Raw genomic sequence first — 16,802 nt, 5'->3', positions numbered from 1 at the left:
TCTTGACACTGTTAGAATATTGAACAAGAAATAAGTCAAGACAATTGACTTAATTGAGAGCCGCAAAGAGCTCCAGGGGAACGAAGGTCATGGCCAAAGGTCGTCACCAGCGCTCCGATAGATATGTCGACGGCCGTCCGCAAGCGGGCGGATTTCTTATATTCGGTGCACCGGGGAGGTGTATCGGCAAAACTGAACCGCTCAGTTATTGGAGGCAGGAATGTTGAAATCCATTAAAACCACGTTGCTCAGCGCAACCTTGCTCGGCTTGTCCTTTGCCGGCCACGCCTATGCTGAAACCACACTCAATGCGCTGTTCATGGCGCAGGCGGCCTATAGCGAAGCCGACGTGCGTGCGATGACCGAGGCCTTCACCAAGGCCAACCCGGATGTGAAGGTGAACCTCGAATTCGTTCCTTACGAAGGCTTGCATGACAAGACCGTGCTGGCCCAAGGCTCCGGCGGCGGTTACGACGTCGTGCTCTTCGACGTGATCTGGCCGGCCGAATACGCCGCCAACAAGGTGCTGGTCGATGTCTCCGACCGGATCACCGACGAGATGAAATCCGGCGTGCTGCCGGGCGCCTGGACCACGGTCGAATATGACGCCAAGCGCTACGGCATGCCGTGGATCCTCGATACCAAATACCTGTTCTACAACAAGGAAATCCTCGAGAAGGCCGGCATCAAGGCGCCGCCGAAAACCTGGGACGAACTGACGGAACAGGCCAAGATCATCAAGGACAAGGGGTTGCTCGCAACGCCTATCGCCTGGAGCTGGTCGCAGGCCGAAGCCGCTATCTGCGACTACACCACGCTTGTTAGCGCCTATGGCGGCAAGTTCATCGACGGCGGCAAGCCTGCCTTCACGTCCGGCGGCGGTCTCGACGCGCTCAACTACATGGTCACGAGCTATTCTTCGGGCCTGACAAATCCGAACTCGAAGGAATTCCTCGAGGAAGACGTTCGCAAGGTCTTCCAGAACGGTGAAGCAGCCTTCGCGCTCAACTGGACCTACATGTACAACCTCGCCAACGACCCGAAGGAAAGCAAGGTTGCCGGCAAGGTCGGCGTCGTGCCGGCACCGGGTGTTGCGGGCAAGAGCGAGGTGTCGGCCGTCAACGGGTCGATGGGCCTCGGCATCACCTCGACCAGCAAGCACCCGGACGAAGCGTGGAAGTACATCGTCCACATGACATCGCAGCCGACGCAGAATGCCTATGCCAAGCTGAGCCTGCCGATCTGGGCCTCGTCCTATGAAGACGCCAATGTCACCAAGGGCCAGGAAGAGCTGATCGCCGCCGCCAAGCTCGGCCTTGCCGCCATGTATCCGCGCCCGACGACGCCGAAGTACCAGGAGCTTTCGACAGCCCTGCAGCAGGCGATCCAGGAAGCGTTGCTTGGACAGGCCTCCGCCGAGGATGCACTCAAGACCGCCGCCGAAAACAGCGGTCTCTGATCCCACGGCTTCGACCTCCCGGGTGGCCCTGCCGCCCGGGACTTGCCGGAACGGTTTCACCGGCAATAGCATGAGCCCACGGCATAATTCCTTAAATCGGAATCGACTTAAGGAATTATGCGGCAGGTTTAAAGCGCTACAGCGTGCTTTGCGCGTCATATCTGATGCGCGGCGCTGTAGATGGCCTAAAAGGTTTCCATCCCATGTCCGGTACCTGGATAACAACACGCGCGTGGCTGCTGATGCTGCCGCTGCTCGCAGTCATGATCGCTGTCATCGGTTGGCCGTTGGTCGACACCGTCAGGCTTTCGTTCACTGACGCAAAGCTCGTCGGCACCGAAGGCAGCTTCGTCGGCCTCGACAACTATGCCAAGGTGCTCGGCGGTTCGAACTTCCTGCGGGCCTTGGTCACGACCACATGGTTTGCGGTTGTCTCGGTGACCGCCGAAATGGTGATCGGCGTGCTGGCGGCCCTGCTGCTCAATCAGCAATTCCGCGGCCGCACGGCATTGCGCGCCTTGATGATCCTGCCCTGGGCGCTGCCGACGGTCGTCAACGCGACGCTGTGGCGGCTGATCTACAATCCGGAATATGGTGCACTGAACGCGGCCCTGACGCAGATCGGCCTGATCGACAGCTATCGCTCCTGGCTCGGCGAGCCTGGCTCGGCGCTGACAGCCCTGATCGTCGCCGACTGCTGGAAGAACTTTCCGCTCGTTGCCCTGATCGCGCTTGCAGCTCTCCAGGCGGTGCCGCGCGACATCACGGCCGCCTCGCTCGTCGATGGCGCAGGCCCGTTCAACCGCTTCCGCTATGTCATCATGCCCTATCTCGCCGGCCCGTTGCTCGTGGCGCTGGTGCTGCGCACGATCGAAGCCTTCAAGGTCTTCGACCTCATCTGGGTCATGACACGCGGCGGCCCGGCCAACAGCACGCGCACGCTGTCGATCCTCGTCTATCAGGAAGCTTTCTCGTTTCAGCGGGCAGGGTCCGGCGCCTCGCTGGCGCTGATCGTCACACTGCTGGTGACCGTACTTGCGGTCGCCTATGCCGCACTTGTGCGCAAAGCCGCGGGAGCCACCTGATGGAACGCCAGAGCCCACTGTTCACTGCCTTCATCTACGCCTGCGCCCTGTTGCTGACGGCCGTCATCCTGGCGCCTGTTGTGTGGCTCTTCGTCATGAGCATCTCGTCTGCGGCCGACCTTTCGGCAAAGCCGCTCAACTGGTGGCCTGATGAGATCGATCTGTCGCGCTATGGGCTGCTGCTGACCACGCTCGAAAACACCGCCGGCGCGGCCTTCGTCGCTTCGCTCTTCAACAGCCTGAAGGTCGCCGGCATGGCGACGCTTGCCGCCATCGCCGTCGCCATTCCCTCGGCCTGGGCCGTGTCGCGCACGCCCACCGTCTCCTGGTCGCTTTACGCGGTGATCGCCACCTACATGCTGCCGCCGGTGGCGCTTGCGGTGCCGCTCTATATGGGCCTTGCCACTCTCGGCCTGTTGAATTCGGTCTTCGGCCTTGCACTCGTCTATCTCACCATCCTTGCGCCCTTCACCACCTGGCTGCTGAAGTCCGGCTTCGATTCCATTCCCAAGGAGATCGAGAGCGCTGCCATGATCGACGGCGCCAGGCTGGATCAGATCCTCAGGCTGATCACCCTGCCGCTCGCCGCCCCCGTGATGGCGACCTCGGCACTCTTTGCCTTTCTGCTTGCCTGGGACGAATTCTTCTATGCGCTGCTGTTCACCTCGGACCTGCGCGCAAAAACCCTGACGGTCGCCATCGCCGATCTCGCCGGCGGCCGCGTTTCCGACTACGGACTGATTGCGACCGCCGGCGTGCTAGCCGCCCTGCCTCCGGTGCTGATCGGCCTCATCATGCAAAAAGCCCTGATCTCCGGGCTCACCAGTGGCGGCGTCAAGGGATGACCATGAGCGATACCAGAAACCGCCCGGCCGGGCTCATTGCAATCGACCGTGAAATGGCCCGTCAGGCTTCAGACGCCGTCGCCTCGTTCCACGCCGCACAGGCGCTCACCGGCAGGATCGCTGCATCGCTCAGATCGACCGGCAAGCTGCTACTGCTCGGAATGGGCGGCTCGCATGCGGTTGGTCGCGCGCTCGAACCGCTCTACCGGGCCCACGGCATCGATGCTATCGCGCTGCCGCTGTCCGAACAGCTGGGCCAGCCGCTGGCGATCGAAGGCAAGACGATCCTCGTCACATCGCAGTCCGGTGAAAGTGCGGAAGTTCTGCGCTGGTTCGCCGAGACCAATGGGGCGACCGGCGACACCTTCGGCCTGACCCTCGAAGAGGGTTCCTTCTTGGCCCGCAGCGCCCCATCGCTGGTCGGGGTCGGTGGCACCGAAAAGGCATTTGCCGCGACACGCAGCCTGACGATCAGCTTCGCGCTGCACCTCTCGATCCTTGCCGCCCTCGGAGACGACGCATCCGCGGCACTGCAGGCGATCGAAGCACCGCAGACGCCCGACACAACGTCGGCGCTCGCAGCGCTTGCGGATGTCCGCGCCGTGGTAACGTCCGGCCGCCAACTTCAGGGACTTGCCGAAGCGATCGGGCTCGGTCTGACCGAGTTGTCCCGGCTGCCCTGCTTCTCGCTCGAAGGCGGGCAGCTGCGGCACGGGCCAATGGAAATGCTCGGCCCGTCGGTCGGCGTCGTCTTGTTTCGCGCCGCCGATGCAACTGCCGGCCTCGTCAGCGTCATGGCGGTTTCCGCAGCCGAAGCCGGTTCTCCGGTTGTCGTCTTTGATGCCTCCGGCGAGGCACCAATCGCTGGCGTGACCACGCTTTCCTTCAAACCGGCCGCCGGCATGGCCGCGATCTTTGCGATGCTGCCGGTGGCGCAGTTGTTCATGATCGCCTTTGCCGAGGCGCGTGTCGTCGATGCCGGAACGCCGGTCCGATCGACCAAGATTACCCGGAGCGAATGAAGCATGCGTCCTCTTGTCGTCATCGGCAACGTCAACGTCGATCTGATCCTCGGGCCGGCCGCACCCTGGCCAAAGGCCGGCACCGAAGTCATCGTCGATCACGATGAGCTGCGCGTCGGCGGCTGCGCCGGCAACAGCGCGCTTGCCTGGGATTCGCTCGGTGTCGATTATGCGATCGCCGCCAACATCGGTAACGACCAGTTCGGCACCTGGCTGAAAGACGCCTTTGCCGAGCGGGCCAGTGGCTGGCCGGTCGAAAACGTCGGCACGACGCTGTCGGTCGGCATTACCCATCCGGACGGCGAGCGCACCTTCTTCACCACCCGTGGACACCTACCGCTCTTAAATTTCGACGAAATCCGGACAATGCTCGACGGCGAGCACCTGCGTGGCGGTCTGGCGCTGCTTGCCGGCTCCTTCCTCACCGACGCGCTGACCGCCGCCTATGACGATGTCTTCGACTGGGCCGAGGCGCATGACATCGCCGTGGCACTCGACACCGGCTGGCCGCTCGACGGCTGGACGGATGCCAACTGCGCGGCGACGATCGGCTGGCTGAAACGCTGTCGGCTCGCGCTCTTCAACGAGGTCGAGACGACGACGCTGACGGGCCTTGTCGATGCGGCAGAGGCAGCGCGCGCGCTCAAGTCCCACATGCCGGCCGACGCGATCGTCGTCGTCAAGCGCGGGCCGAACGGCGCCCTTGCCCTCGGCCCGACCGGAGACATCGTCTCCATCGTCGCGCCCACGGTCAAAGTGATCGACACGATCGGCGCGGGCGACGTGTTCAACGCCGGGTTCCTTGCAGCCCTTGCCGCCGGAATGCCGCTGGAAAACTGCCTTCGCACCGGCGTCACCATCGCCTCTGAGGCAATCTCGACGCTGCCGCGCAGCTATGGAAAACCCTTGTCCGCCTTTCTTCAGGAGACGATCGCATGAGCGCGCTTGAGATCCACAACATCCACAAGCGCTACGGCGAAGTCGAAACGCTGAAGGGCATCGACATCGCGCTGGAAAGCGGCGAGTTTCTCGTGCTGCTCGGCTCTTCGGGCTGCGGCAAGTCGACCCTGCTCAATATCATCGCCGGCCTTGCCGAGCCGAGCGGTGGCGATATCCGCATCGGGCCTCGGTCGATCATCGGGATGCACCCAAAGGATCGCGACATCGCCATGGTGTTCCAATCCTATGCGCTCTACCCAAACATGAGCGTTGCCCGCAACATCGGTTTCGGCCTCGAAATGCGTAAAGTTCCGGCGCCGGAACGGGAAAAGGCGGTCATTGAGACAGCGAAGCTGCTGCAGATCGAAAACCTGCTTGAGCGCAAGCCGAGCCAGCTCTCTGGCGGCCAGCGACAGCGCGTCGCCATCGGCCGGGCGCTCGTGCGAAACCCGCAGGTTTTCCTCTTCGACGAGCCGCTGTCGAACCTCGATGCCAAGCTGCGGATGGAGATGCGCACCGAGCTGAAGCGCCTGCACCAATTGCTGAAGACGACGGTTGTTTATGTCACCCATGACCAGATCGAGGCGATGACGCTTGCTACGCGCATCGCCGTCATGCGCGACGGCCGCATCGAACAGCTCGGCACGCCGGAAGAGATCTACGATCGCCCGGCCACGCTTTATGTCGCGGGCTTCGTCGGCTCGCCGCCGATGAACATTTTTGAGGCTGAAGTATCAGACAGCAGTTTGCGCGTGGAAGGCGGCGACCAGCCGATCGCCCTGCCGGCGCGTTTTCATGGCAAGGTGCAGAATGGCCAACGCGTCAAGGTCGGCATCCGCCCGGAGGCGCTGCGGCTGGCAACAGCCGAGTCCAATGCACTGCGGCTGACGGCGCGCGTCGAGGTTGTCGAGCTGACCGGCCCGGAACTGGTGGTGACGGCGCGCATCGGCGACCAGCGCATCACCGCCTGCCTGCCGCCGCGCACGCAGCTGGCCATCGATGCGGAGCGAACATTCGCTTTCGACGAGGGCGCCTTGCATCTGTTCGACCCGGAAACCGGTCGGTCCTTGCTTTCCGGTTGATGCGGAAAGGGGCTCGCTCGGTCCCGGCGCCTATCGCGTACCCAAAGCGAGTGGCGAAGTGACGTTCGATATGTCGACCTGCGGCGGAGGCGCCGCAAGCACTGTTCCGCGGCCCTCATGCCCGGATGCCACGACCGCCCCTGCCAACGGTATTTGTGCATCAGTTGAACGACGAGGTTTTCAGGAATTCGGCCAGGCGCTCAGTCTGCGGCTTCAGGAACATCTCCCGCGGATTGCCCTCTTCGCCGATGCGCCCCTGGTTCATGAAGATCACCCGGGAAGACACCTCGTAGGCAAACCGCATCTCGTGCGTCACGAGCAACATGCTCATCCCGTCCTCCGCCAGCCCCTTGATCACCTGCAGCACCTCGTTGACAAGCTCCGGATCGAGCGCAGAGGTCACCTCGTCGAACAGCATCAGCTTCGGGTTCATGGCAATCGCCCGGGCGATCGCTACGCGCTGCTGCTGACCGCCCGAAAGCTGGCCGGGATAATGATCCCTGTGCGAGAGCAACCCCACCCGGTCGAGCCATTTCTCGGCCACCGACAGTGCTTCGTCCCGCCCCATGCCGCGCACCTTGATAAGGCCGAGCATGACGTTCTTCGCCGCGCTCATGTGCGGAAAGAGGTTGAACTGCTGGAACGCCATGCCGGTCATTGCCCGCTGGCGGGCGATTTCCTTTTCCCGCTTGCGCCGCCTGACGCCGGCGACGGTGTCATAGCCGATCTCCTGGCCGTCAATGCGGATCGACCCGCCCTGGAACTCCTCCAGCATGTTGATGCAGCGCAGCATCGTCGTCTTGCCCGAGCCGCTGGAGCCGATGATCGAAATGACCTCGCCCTGCGCCATTGTGCAATCGACGCCCTTCAGCACCTCGACGGGGCCATAACGCTTGTGGAGGTCGCGGATTTCAAGAAGTGCCTGGGTCATCGGATCCGGTGCCTCACGATGGGACGGCTGTCTTGCGCTCGACGTAACGGCCGAAGCGCTCGATGCTGTAGTTGATGACAAAATAGAGGAAGCCGGCGAAGAAATAGAACTCGAGGCTCATGAAAGTGCGCGAGATCAGCTCCTGCGTGCGCAGCAAAAGCTCGGCGACGCCGATGATCGACAGCAGCGTCGAAGCCTTGACCATTTCGGCGGCGGTATTCACCCAGGCCGGCAAGGCCTGCCGCAAAGCCTGAGGACCAAGGATATAGGCAAAAGTCTGCGGGAATGTCAGGCCGATCGCCTTGGCCGCCTCCGTCTGTCCCTTGGGGATCGCCTGAAGCGCGCCGCGGACCAGTTCACCCACATGCGAGCTGCAGAAAACCGAAAGGGCAAGGATGCCGGCCTGGAACGGCCCGAGATCAATGCCGATGGTGCTGAGCACGTAGTAGCTGGCGAGAACCAGCACCAGTACCGGCGTGCCGCGGATGAAGTCGGTATAGCCGCGCACGATGAAGCGCACGGGTTTGTAGCCGTAGGTCAGGGCGAGACCGACGAAGACGCCGAGCACCGTCCCGACAACGATGGACAGGAAAGAAATGGAAACCGATACGCCGAGACCCTTGAGAAGGGGGATGCGGGCGATCCAGAGCTGGTCGAGGAATGCGGAAAGATCCATGGCGATCACCTCGGCACGGCAAGTCGGCGCTCGACCGCGCGCATCAATGCGGCGAGAAGCGAACAGGTGGCGACATAGAGGCAGCTGGCGACGATCCACGTCTCAATCACCCGGAAGCTTTCGACATTGATCTTGCGCGCCTCGAAGGTCAGTTCGGGAACGGCGATCGCGGCTGCAAGCGAGGTATCCTTGAACAGGGAGATCATCGTGCTGCCGAGCGAGGGAAGTACATTGCGCAGCATCAGCGGCAGGATAATCGAGGTGCGGATCTGCATTTCCGTGAGCCCGATCGCCAGTCCCGCCTCCCTTTGGCCAGGAGGCACGGAAAGCAACCCGCCGCGGAACACCTCGGCGAGATAGGCGCCGGAATAGATCGCCAGCGTCAGCACGAAACTCTCGATCTTACCTAGCCTGACGCCAAGCTGCGGCAGGGCAAAGTAGCTGAACAGCACCAGCACCAGGATCGGCGTGTTGCGGATCGCGGTCACATAGAAGCCGGCCGGCTTGCGTAGAACCATGGACTTCGACACCAGCCCGAAGGCGGTGACGAGGCCGATGAGACAACCGGCGAGGATCGCCGCGAAGGCGAGGCCGAGACTGAGAGCCAGACCTTCGAGCAGAAGGTCGAAAGACCGCCAGACTGCGGCGAAATTCAACTGATAACCCATGTCTTCAGCCATCCATGCCGACAGGACAGGCGTCGATCCCGCACGAGTACGGGATCGACCGAACGGAAGCGCCTACTTGAATTCGACCGGAAAGCCGATCTGCGGCGGCGTCAGGTCCTTGCCGAACCAGGTCTTGAACGACTTCGCATAGAAATCGAAATCCACCCCGGTCATGGCTTCGTGCAGCGCGGTGTTGACGAAGTTCAGCCAGTCCTGATCCCCGCGCTTGACGCCGCAGGCATAGGTCTGCGGGTTCCAGCCATAGCCGGCGTCCTTGTAGCGATCGGGGTTCTGGGTCATGTACCAGGCAAGCGACGACTGGTCGGTGGCCACAGTATCGGCCCGGCCGGATTCGAGCGCCTGATAGATGAGGTCGACAGATTCATACTGATCGACGGTCGCTTCCGGCAATGCCGCATGAACCATCGCCTCGGCATAGACGTTCTGCAGAACCGACACGGTCACCGATGAACCCGCCGCCTTCAGCGCCGCATAGTCGGCATATTTGCCGTCCGACTTCAGCATCAGGCCGACGCCTTCGCGATAATAGGGGATGGTGAAGGCGATCTGCTGGGCGCGCTCGCCGGTCACCGTCATGAACTGGCAGGTGATGTCCACCTTGTTGGTGGTGATGTTCGGGATACGGGCGTCTGATGACTGGTTGACGTATTCGATCTTTTCCGGGTCGCCGAACAGCGCCTTGGCGATGATCCGGCCCATGTCGACATCGAAGCCCTGCAGCTTGTCTTCGGCGCTCTTGAAGTGCCACGGTGCATTGGTGCTGCCGGTGCCGAGCACGAGATGACCGCGCGCGAGAATTTCGTCGAGTTTGCTCGCTGGCTGCTGCGCCTGTGCCGGCAAGGTAATGGAGGCGGCTGCGATGGCGGCAGCCGCGAGAACTGTCTTGATCATCTGCATTCTCCCATTTTTGGGTTCCCGTCATTATTCCATTATACAGTATTACAATCCTGAATAATGGATTGACGTATGAAATGCCGACGGTCATAACTTGTCAAGGGTGGATGATGTAGCTTCCCCGTGTGCCGCGCCCGACAAAAGGAAGTGATGAGCGATGCCCCTGCCGATCGAAACGCCCGCCGTGCTGGTCGATATCGAGATCGCCAAGCGCAACATCCGCACGTTCCAGGACTACGCGGACATCAACGGCATCCGCGTTCGGCCGCATATCAAGACCCACAAGTTGCCGCAGATGGCCGAGCTGCAGCTCGACGCCGGCGCCATCGGCATCACCTGCCAGAAGGTGACCGAAGCTGAAGCGATGGTGGACGGTAGTGCGCGGATCAACGATGTCCTCATCACCTACAACATTCTCGGAACGCCCAAGCTCGACCGGCTCGAGCGCCTTAATGGACGCATCGCGCTGGCAGTCGTCGCCGACAACGAGACGGTCATCAATGGACTTTCCCGTCACTTCTCGACCAAGGGCAAGCCGCTTCGGGTGTTCGTCGAATGCAACACCGGCGCGGACCGTTGTGGCGTCGCTTCGCCCGTGGAAGCCGCCCGTCTGGCCCGCCTGATCAATGATGCCAAGGGTATCGAATTCGCCGGCCTGATGACCTATCCGCCAATCGCCGGCGAGGCAAAGGTTCAGGCCTTCATGAGCGAGGCCAAGCGCCTGATCGAGGCGGACGGCCTGACCGTGCCTGCGATCACCTCGGGCGGCACGCCGAGCATGATGCATTCGGCCGGCGCGCCGATTGCATCCGAATATCGGCCCGGCACCTATATCTACAACGACCGCTCCCTCGTTTCGCGCGGCGTCGCAACCTGGGACGACTGCGCCCTCACCGTACTGGCGACCGTCGTCTCGGTGCCTTCTGAGCACCGTGCGATCATCGATGCGGGCAGCAAGGTTCTGACCGCCGACCTCCTAGGCCTCACCGGCTATGGCCATGTGCTTGGCCGCGACGACATCCGCATAGACCAGCTCTCGGAGGAACACGGCCGACTTGTGACCGACGGACCGATCGGCCTGACGGTCGGGCAGCAGCTGCGCATCGTTCCCAATCATGCCTGCGTCGTGACCAACATGGTCGACGCCGTGCATATCGTCGAGGGCGACGAGCCGAAGGCCATCTGGCCGATCGTCGCCCGTGGCCACGTGCTCTAGCGGGTTTGTTGCTGCGGCAACCGTTCTTTGGCTGAGTTTTCCTAGGCCCCGCTTCGTCCCAGAAGGGTCGCATCCCTAGCAGTCCCGTGCCCAAACCGCGTCCATACGGCCGCCCGATCACATAGCCCATCCGGAATTTTGATGTGCGCGTCAAAGGGCTCATGCTATTCTCCGCCCGGTTCGCCACTAACAGGAGATCGGCGACCAGACGGGCGTTGGGCAAACCGTTCCTTAAAAAGGCACAACAACGATAGGACTTTTCCCGATAGCCACCTCCCGCATCATCAGTTTGCGTTGAAGCAGTCAATTAAATTGATAGTTTTATCTGGTAACCGATGGAGGTCGAGATGGGCTTTGGACGAATTACCGGAATTGTGGGACTGGCAATTGTAGTCGGAGGCCTGCAGCTTGGTGCTGCAAGTGTGGCTTTTGCCGACACGACGATCCTGAACGTGTCCTATGACCCGACACGTGAACTTTACAAGGACTTCAACGCTGCCTTCGCTGAAAAGTGGAAGGCGGACACCGGCGAAACCGTGACGATCCAGACATCGCATGGCGGCTCCGGCAAGCAGGCCCGCTCCGTGATCGACGGACTGCAGGCCGACGTCGTGACGCTGGCGCTTGAGGCGGACATCGACGCGATCGCCAAGGAAACCGGAAAGATCCCGGCAGACTGGAAGACCAAGTTCGAAAATAACAGCGCACCCTACACGTCGACGATCGTCTTCCTGGTGCGCAAGGGCAACCCGAAAGGCATCAAGGACTGGGGCGATCTCGTCAAGGACGACATCCAGGTGATCACGCCGAACCCGAAGACCTCGGGCGGCGCGCGCTGGAACTTCCTGGCAGCCTGGGCCTACGCACGTGCGGCCAATGGCGGCGACGATGCCAAGGCGCAGGCATTCGTTACCGATCTGTTCAAGCATGTGCCGGTGCTCGATACCGGTGCGCGCGGCTCGACCACGACCTTCGTCCAGCGCGGCCTTGGCGACGTGCTGCTCGCCTGGGAAAACGAAGCCTATCTTTCGCTCGAGGAACTCGGCCCGGATAATTTCGACATCATCACGCCGTCGATCTCGATCAAGGCCGAGCCGCCGGTCGCGCTGGTTGACGGCAATGTCGATGCCAAGGGTACGCGCAAGGTCGCCGAGGCCTATCTCGGTTACCTCTACAGCGACGCCGGCCAGAAAATCGCTGCGAAGCATTACTATCGCCCGTTCAAGCCGGCGGCTGCCGACCCCAAGGATGTCGCTCGCTTCGGTGATCTCAAGCTGGTGACGATCGAGGACTTTGGCGGCTGGAAGGAAGCGCAACCGAAGTTCTTCGGCGACGGTGGTGTGTTCGACCAGATCTACAAGCCGGGGCAATAATCGACCCTGTTCATGACATGAGAAGATCGGCCGGACCATTCGATCCGGCCGATCCCGTGCTACAGCGCCGCGCGTCAAATATGACGCGTAAAGGGACGCTGTAGCGCTTTGAACTTGCTGCAAATTTCCTCGTAAAACCGTTTCCGATTTGAGGAGGAAATTGTGCAGTGGGCCCACATGGGGATTGCGGGCATCATTGAGGACCGCTTGGGTTTTTTGCCTTGGGCATGAGAGGTGAGTTGGATTTGAGAGAGCATGGCCACAACAGGCGCTGGCGGTTTCGTCAGCCGAGCGTGCTTCCGGGGTTCGGTCTGGCGCTCGGCGTCACGCTATTCTGGCTGGTGCTGATCATCCTCATTCCGCTGTCGGGCCTGATCTGGCGCTCGAGCGGCCTTGGCTGGTCGCAGTTCATGACGCTGGCACTCGACACCCGCACGCTCAATGCACTCAGGATCAGTTTCGGCACGGCCTTTGTCGCCGCCATCGTCAATCTGATCTTCGGCGTCATCCTCGCCTGGGTGCTGGTGCGCTATCGTTTCCCCGGCAAGCGGGTGATCGACGCCATGGTCGACCTGCCTTTTGCGCTGCCGACGGCGGTCGCCGGCATTGCGCTGGCGACACTGTATGCCCCGAACGGCTGGATCGGCGCGCTGCTGGCCCCACTTGGCATCAAGATCGCCTTTACCCCCGTCGGCATCGTCATCGCGCTGATCTTCGTCGGCCTGCCCTTCGTCGTCCGGACCGTGCAGCCGATCATGGAGGAGATCGACAAGGAAGTGGAGGAGGCCGCCGCCACGCTCGGCGCCAGCCGCTTCCAGACGATCCGCCGGGTGCTGTTGCCGGGACTGCTGCCGGCTGGGCTGACCGGCTTTGCGCTCGCCTTTGCCCGCGGCGTCGGCGAATACGGCTCGGTGATCTTCATCGCCGGCAACCTGCCCTACGTCTCCGAGATCGCCCCGCTCTTGATCGTCATCCGGCTGGAAGAGTTTAATTATCCCGCCGCCACCGCCATTGCCGCGGTGATGCTGGTGATCTCCTTTGCCATGCTGCTCGTCATCAACTCGATCCAGGCCTGGAGCCGGCGGAGATATGTCTATGTCGCCTGATCTCGCTACAGCCGCCCATCACGTGCGCGCCGCCACCTCGGAAAGCCGCTTTGCTCGCTTAAGCCTGATCGCTGCAGCGCTTGCCTTCGTCGCCTTGTTCCTGCTGCTGCCGCTGGCCGCCGTCTTTACCGAGGCGCTGCGCAAGGGACCGGCCGAGTTCCTGTCGGCGCTTGGCGATGCCGAGACCTTTTCCGCCATCCGCCTGACGCTGATTGTCGCCGCCATCGCCGTGCCGCTCAACCTCGTCTTCGGCGTCGCCGCCGCCTGGGCGATCGCCAAGTTCGAGTTCATCGGCAAGGCCTTCCTGACGACGTTGATCGACCTGCCGTTCTCGGTCTCGCCGGTGATCTCCGGTCTGGTCTTCGTGCTTCTGTTCGGCTCGCACAGCCTCATCGGCCCGTGGCTGCAGAGCCATGGCATCCAGATCCTGTTTGCCGTGCCGGGGCTGGTGCTGGCCACCGTCTTCGTCACCTTCCCCTTCGTTGCCCGCGAGCTGATCCCGCTGATGCAGGAACAGGGCACCAGCGACGAGGAGGCGGCGCTGTCCTTGGGCGCATCCGGCTGGCAGACCTTCTGGCATGTGACGCTGCCCAACATCAAATGGGGGCTGCTTTACGGCGTGCTCCTGTGCAACGCCCGCGCCATGGGCGAGTTCGGCGCGGTGTCGGTGGTCTCGGGCCATATTCGTGGCCAGACCAACACCATGCCGTTGCAGGTGGAAATCCTCTATAATGAATATAACTTCGTCGCCGCCTTTGCGGTTGCGACGTTGCTGGCGCTGCTGGCGCTGGTCACCCTCGTCTTGAAAACGGCGCTCGAGCTTCGCTACAGCGCCGAGATCGCCGCCAGCCGCAGGCATTGAAAGGTCCGGATCGTCATGGAAGTCCGCGTTCAGAACATACGCAAGGAATTCGGCCGCTTTCCGGCGCTCGACGATGTCTCGCTCAACATCCGCTCGGGCGAGCTGATCGCGCTCTTGGGCCCCTCCGGCTCGGGCAAGACGACGCTGTTGCGGCTGGTCGCCGGTCTCGAAAGCCCGACCGACGGCACGATCTTCTTCGGCGACGAGGATGCCTCGCAAAAGACCGTGCAAGAGCGCAACATCGGCTTCGTGTTCCAGCACTATGCCCTGTTCCGTCACATGACGGTGCTCGACAATGTCGCCTTCGGGCTGAAGGTGCGTCCGGCCAACCGCCGGCCACCGGCGGCCGACATCCGCAAGCGCGCGCTTGATCTCATCGATCTCGTCCAGCTCTCCGGGCTTGAGAAGCGTTATCCGGCGCAGCTGTCGGGCGGCCAGCGCCAGCGCGTGGCGCTCGCCCGCGCCATGGCGGTCGAGCCGAACGTGCTTCTGCTCGACGAGCCCTTCGGCGCACTCGATGCCCAGGTCAGGAAGGAACTCAGGCGCTGGCTGCGCGAGATCCACGACCGCACCGGCCACACCACCATCTTCGTCACCCATGACCAGGAAGAGGCGCTGGAGCTTGCCGACCGGGTGGTGGTGATGAGCAAGGGCACGATCGAACAGGTCGGCACCCCCGACGAGATCTACGACCATCCGGTGTCGCCGTTCGTCTACGGCTTCATCGGCCAGTCGAACGCGCTTGCCGTCACCCTTGCCAACGGCGAGATCTGGTTCGAGGACCGGCCGATCGGCCTCAGAGCCCCGACCGAGCCCGACGGCCCGGCCACCCTCTACTTCCGCCCGCACGACATCGAGCTGATCGATGGCTGCGGCGGCTGTCTCGCCGGCCTGGTCACCGCCAGCCGCCGCGTCGCCGGTACCCGCCATCTCGAACTCGACCTCGGCCGCAACCATCCGCATGCCGAAATCGAACTGCCGCCCGAACGCACCACAACACAGGACCGCGCAAGGGTCGCATTCCGCCCGACAAAGTGGAAGTTGTTCAGGGACGAGAAGGCGGGCAACGAGGTGCCAAGCGCAGACGTCGAGGCGGAGGCGCCGGTCCAACCGTTCGAACTGGCACGCACCGGGACCTGACGGCTTCTCAGCGCCCGATCCTCATCTCGCCTCCAAGCCATTTCCCGTTTCTGCCGAGATGCGCTACAGCACCTCATGCGGTGAGAGAAGCGGGAGACGAGGCGCATGTCCGTTATTGACGATCTGAAACAGGCACTCGGCGATGCCGTGCTGACCGGCACTGACATCGGCGAGCGCTATCGCAGCGACGCCAGCCTCACCGGACGTTATCTTCCGAAGGCCGTCATCCGCCCTGCGAACACAGAGGAAGTCGCAGCGACCCTCCGCATATGCAACGCCCATGGCCAGGCGGTCGTCGTACAAGGTGGGCTGACCGGCCTTGCCGGCGGCGCGAACCCGGACGAGGACGCGATTTCCATCTCGCTCGAACGCCTGACCGGCGTTGAGGAAATCGATCCGCTTTCCGCAACCATGACCGTCCTTGCCGGCACGCCGCTCGAGGTCGCCCAGCGCGCCGCCGACGATGCAGGCTTCCTGCTGCCGATAGACCTCGGCGCCCGCGGCTCCTGCCAGATCGGCGGCAATCTCGCCACCAATGCCGGCGGCATCCGCGTCATCGGCCATGGCGTCACGCGTGACAACGTCCTGGGGCTTGAAACCGTGCTTGCCGATGGCACGATCCTCTCGTCGCTCAGCAAGATGATCAAGAACAACACCGGCTATGATCTGCGCCAGTATTTCATCGGTTCGGAGGGCACGCTCGGCGTCATCACACGCGCCGTCCTGCGGTTGAAGCCGCGGCCGTCCGGACGGCTGACGGCGCTCTGCGCGCTTCAGACCTATGACCAGGTCGTCGCCTTCCTGGCGCGAGCACAAAGAGGACTTCCTGGCCTCTCGGCCTTCGAGGCCATGTGGGAAGACTATTTTCACTTCAACTGCGAGGCGGAGGGACAGCGCTTTTTCGAGACGTCCCCCGCCTTTGCGGTGATCGTGGAACAGGATGTCCAGGGCCACGAGACCGACAGCGAGGAATTTGAGACCTTCCTCGGCGCCGCACTGGAAGACGATGTCATCGTCAATGCTCTGATCGCCCAGTCGGAGAAAGAAAGCCGGCTCTTCTGGCAGGTGCGCGAGGGCCACGCGATGGACCGCTTGCTGCCGGCGCTGATCAATCTCGACGTCAGCCTGCCGATCGGCGAAATCGGCCGTTTCGCGGCCGAATGCGGCGCGGCGCTCGCCGCCCGTTTCCCGCAGGCGCACATCTCCTTCTTCGGGCATGTTGCCGACAGCAATCTGCACATCGCTTTTTCCACGCCGGGAAGCGACGAGAGCACGCAGCACGCGGTCGACGGCATCGTCTATGACATCGTTCGGCGCTATCGCGGCTCGATCTCCGCCGAACACGGCATCGGCACCTTGAAGCGGGAGTTCCTCGGCCATTCGCGAAGTGCGGCTGAGCTTGAGGTCATGCGCCGGATCAAGCACGCGCTTGACCCGAAGGGCATCCTGAACCCCGGCAAGGTTTTTTGACTGGGCGTATCGG

The 16,802-nt window shown here is 62.6% G+C and carries 16 protein-coding genes; 12 read left to right on the top strand and 4 right to left on the bottom strand.

From position 1 onward, the window contains the following. Window positions 1-220 precede the first annotated feature (220 nt). The 6 genes from C6558_RS09905 (at window position 221) to C6558_RS09880 (ending at window position 6,432) form a co-directional block, all read left to right on the top strand. Window positions 221-1,459, top strand: coding sequence for an extracellular solute-binding protein (locus tag C6558_RS09905; protein ID WP_025428479.1), 1,239 nt, complete (start codon window positions 221-223; stop codon window positions 1,457-1,459). 203 nt (window positions 1,460-1,662) lie between these two features. Beyond that, entirely contained in the window at window positions 1,663-2,544 is an 882-nt protein-coding gene (locus tag C6558_RS09900) for a carbohydrate ABC transporter permease (RefSeq protein WP_025428478.1), read from the top strand. Then, on the top strand, window positions 2,544-3,389 hold the full coding sequence (locus tag C6558_RS09895; RefSeq protein WP_025428477.1) for a carbohydrate ABC transporter permease: 846 nt from the start codon (window positions 2,544-2,546) through the stop codon (window positions 3,387-3,389). The genes C6558_RS09900 and C6558_RS09895 overlap by 1 nt, the downstream gene beginning before the upstream one ends. Continuing rightward, on the top strand, window positions 3,386-4,411 hold the full coding sequence (locus C6558_RS09890) for an SIS domain-containing protein (RefSeq protein WP_025428476.1): 1,026 nt from the start codon (window positions 3,386-3,388) through the stop codon (window positions 4,409-4,411). The genes C6558_RS09895 and C6558_RS09890 overlap by 4 nt, the downstream gene beginning before the upstream one ends. A gap of 3 nt (window positions 4,412-4,414) precedes the next feature. Continuing rightward, entirely contained in the window at window positions 4,415-5,350 is a 936-nt protein-coding gene (locus C6558_RS09885; RefSeq protein ID WP_025428475.1) for a PfkB family carbohydrate kinase, read from the top strand. Further along, the gene (locus C6558_RS09880; RefSeq protein WP_025428474.1) at window positions 5,347-6,432 is read left to right on the top strand and encodes an ABC transporter ATP-binding protein; all 1,086 of its coding nucleotides are present in this window, start codon (window positions 5,347-5,349) and stop codon (window positions 6,430-6,432) included. The genes C6558_RS09885 and C6558_RS09880 overlap by 4 nt, the downstream gene beginning before the upstream one ends. 160 nt (window positions 6,433-6,592) lie before the next feature. Here C6558_RS09880 and C6558_RS09875 read toward each other — a convergent pair whose 3' ends face one another. The 4 genes from C6558_RS09875 to C6558_RS09860 all read right to left on the bottom strand — a co-directional run bounded on the left by C6558_RS09875 (window position 6,593) and on the right by C6558_RS09860 (window position 9,619). Then, entirely contained in the window at window positions 6,593-7,363 is a 771-nt protein-coding gene (locus C6558_RS09875) for an amino acid ABC transporter ATP-binding protein (protein ID WP_057211363.1), read from the bottom strand. 13 nt (window positions 7,364-7,376) lie between these two features. After that, entirely contained in the window at window positions 7,377-8,039 is a 663-nt protein-coding gene (locus tag C6558_RS09870) for an amino acid ABC transporter permease (RefSeq protein WP_057211365.1), read from the bottom strand. A gap of 5 nt (window positions 8,040-8,044) precedes the next feature. Next, window positions 8,045-8,707: an amino acid ABC transporter permease gene (locus tag C6558_RS09865; RefSeq protein ID WP_025428472.1), complete on the bottom strand. Its 663-nt coding sequence runs from the start codon at window positions 8,705-8,707 to the stop codon at window positions 8,045-8,047. Between the two features lie 72 nt (window positions 8,708-8,779). Further along, on the bottom strand, window positions 8,780-9,619 hold the full coding sequence (locus C6558_RS09860) for a transporter substrate-binding domain-containing protein (protein WP_025428471.1): 840 nt from the start codon (window positions 9,617-9,619) through the stop codon (window positions 8,780-8,782). A gap of 160 nt (window positions 9,620-9,779) precedes the next feature. On the opposite strand from C6558_RS09860, the gene C6558_RS09855 reads away from it, so the two are divergent. The 6 genes from C6558_RS09855 (at window position 9,780) to C6558_RS09830 (ending at window position 16,789) form a co-directional block, all read left to right on the top strand. Beyond that, window positions 9,780-10,838 carry a D-TA family PLP-dependent enzyme gene (locus C6558_RS09855; RefSeq protein ID WP_057211367.1) on the top strand — a complete coding sequence of 353 codons (1,059 nt, stop codon included), beginning with the start codon at window positions 9,780-9,782 and terminating at the stop codon, window positions 10,836-10,838. Window positions 10,839-11,173: 335 nt separating this feature from the next. Further along, a complete protein-coding gene (locus C6558_RS09850; protein WP_371412252.1) occupies window positions 11,174-12,211 on the top strand; it encodes a sulfate ABC transporter substrate-binding protein in 1,038 nt (345 codons plus the stop codon). A gap of 239 nt (window positions 12,212-12,450) precedes the next feature. Then, on the top strand, window positions 12,451-13,317 hold the full coding sequence (gene cysT, locus C6558_RS09845; protein ID WP_225968517.1) for a sulfate ABC transporter permease subunit CysT: 867 nt from the start codon (window positions 12,451-12,453) through the stop codon (window positions 13,315-13,317). Then, window positions 13,307-14,179, top strand: coding sequence for a sulfate ABC transporter permease subunit CysW (gene cysW / locus C6558_RS09840; RefSeq protein ID WP_025428467.1), 873 nt, complete (start codon window positions 13,307-13,309; stop codon window positions 14,177-14,179). Before cysT ends, cysW begins: the two co-directional genes overlap by 11 nt. Window positions 14,180-14,194: 15 nt before the next feature. Then, window positions 14,195-15,319, top strand: coding sequence for a sulfate/molybdate ABC transporter ATP-binding protein (locus C6558_RS09835; RefSeq protein WP_107027179.1), 1,125 nt, complete (start codon window positions 14,195-14,197; stop codon window positions 15,317-15,319). A 105-nt stretch (window positions 15,320-15,424) separates the two neighbouring features. Then, window positions 15,425-16,789 (top strand): FAD-binding oxidoreductase, encoded by a 1,365-nt coding sequence (locus C6558_RS09830; protein WP_057208938.1) that lies wholly within the window; start codon window positions 15,425-15,427, stop codon window positions 16,787-16,789. Window positions 16,790-16,802: the final 13 nt, after the last annotated feature.

The sequence above is a fragment of the Ensifer sp. NM-2 genome (assembly GCF_003024455.1).
Taxonomy (GTDB): Bacteria; Pseudomonadota; Alphaproteobacteria; order Rhizobiales; family Rhizobiaceae; genus Ensifer; species Ensifer canadensis.
The sequence above is the reverse complement of the archived record's forward strand: the minus strand, read 5'-3'. Positions and strand labels throughout refer to the sequence as shown.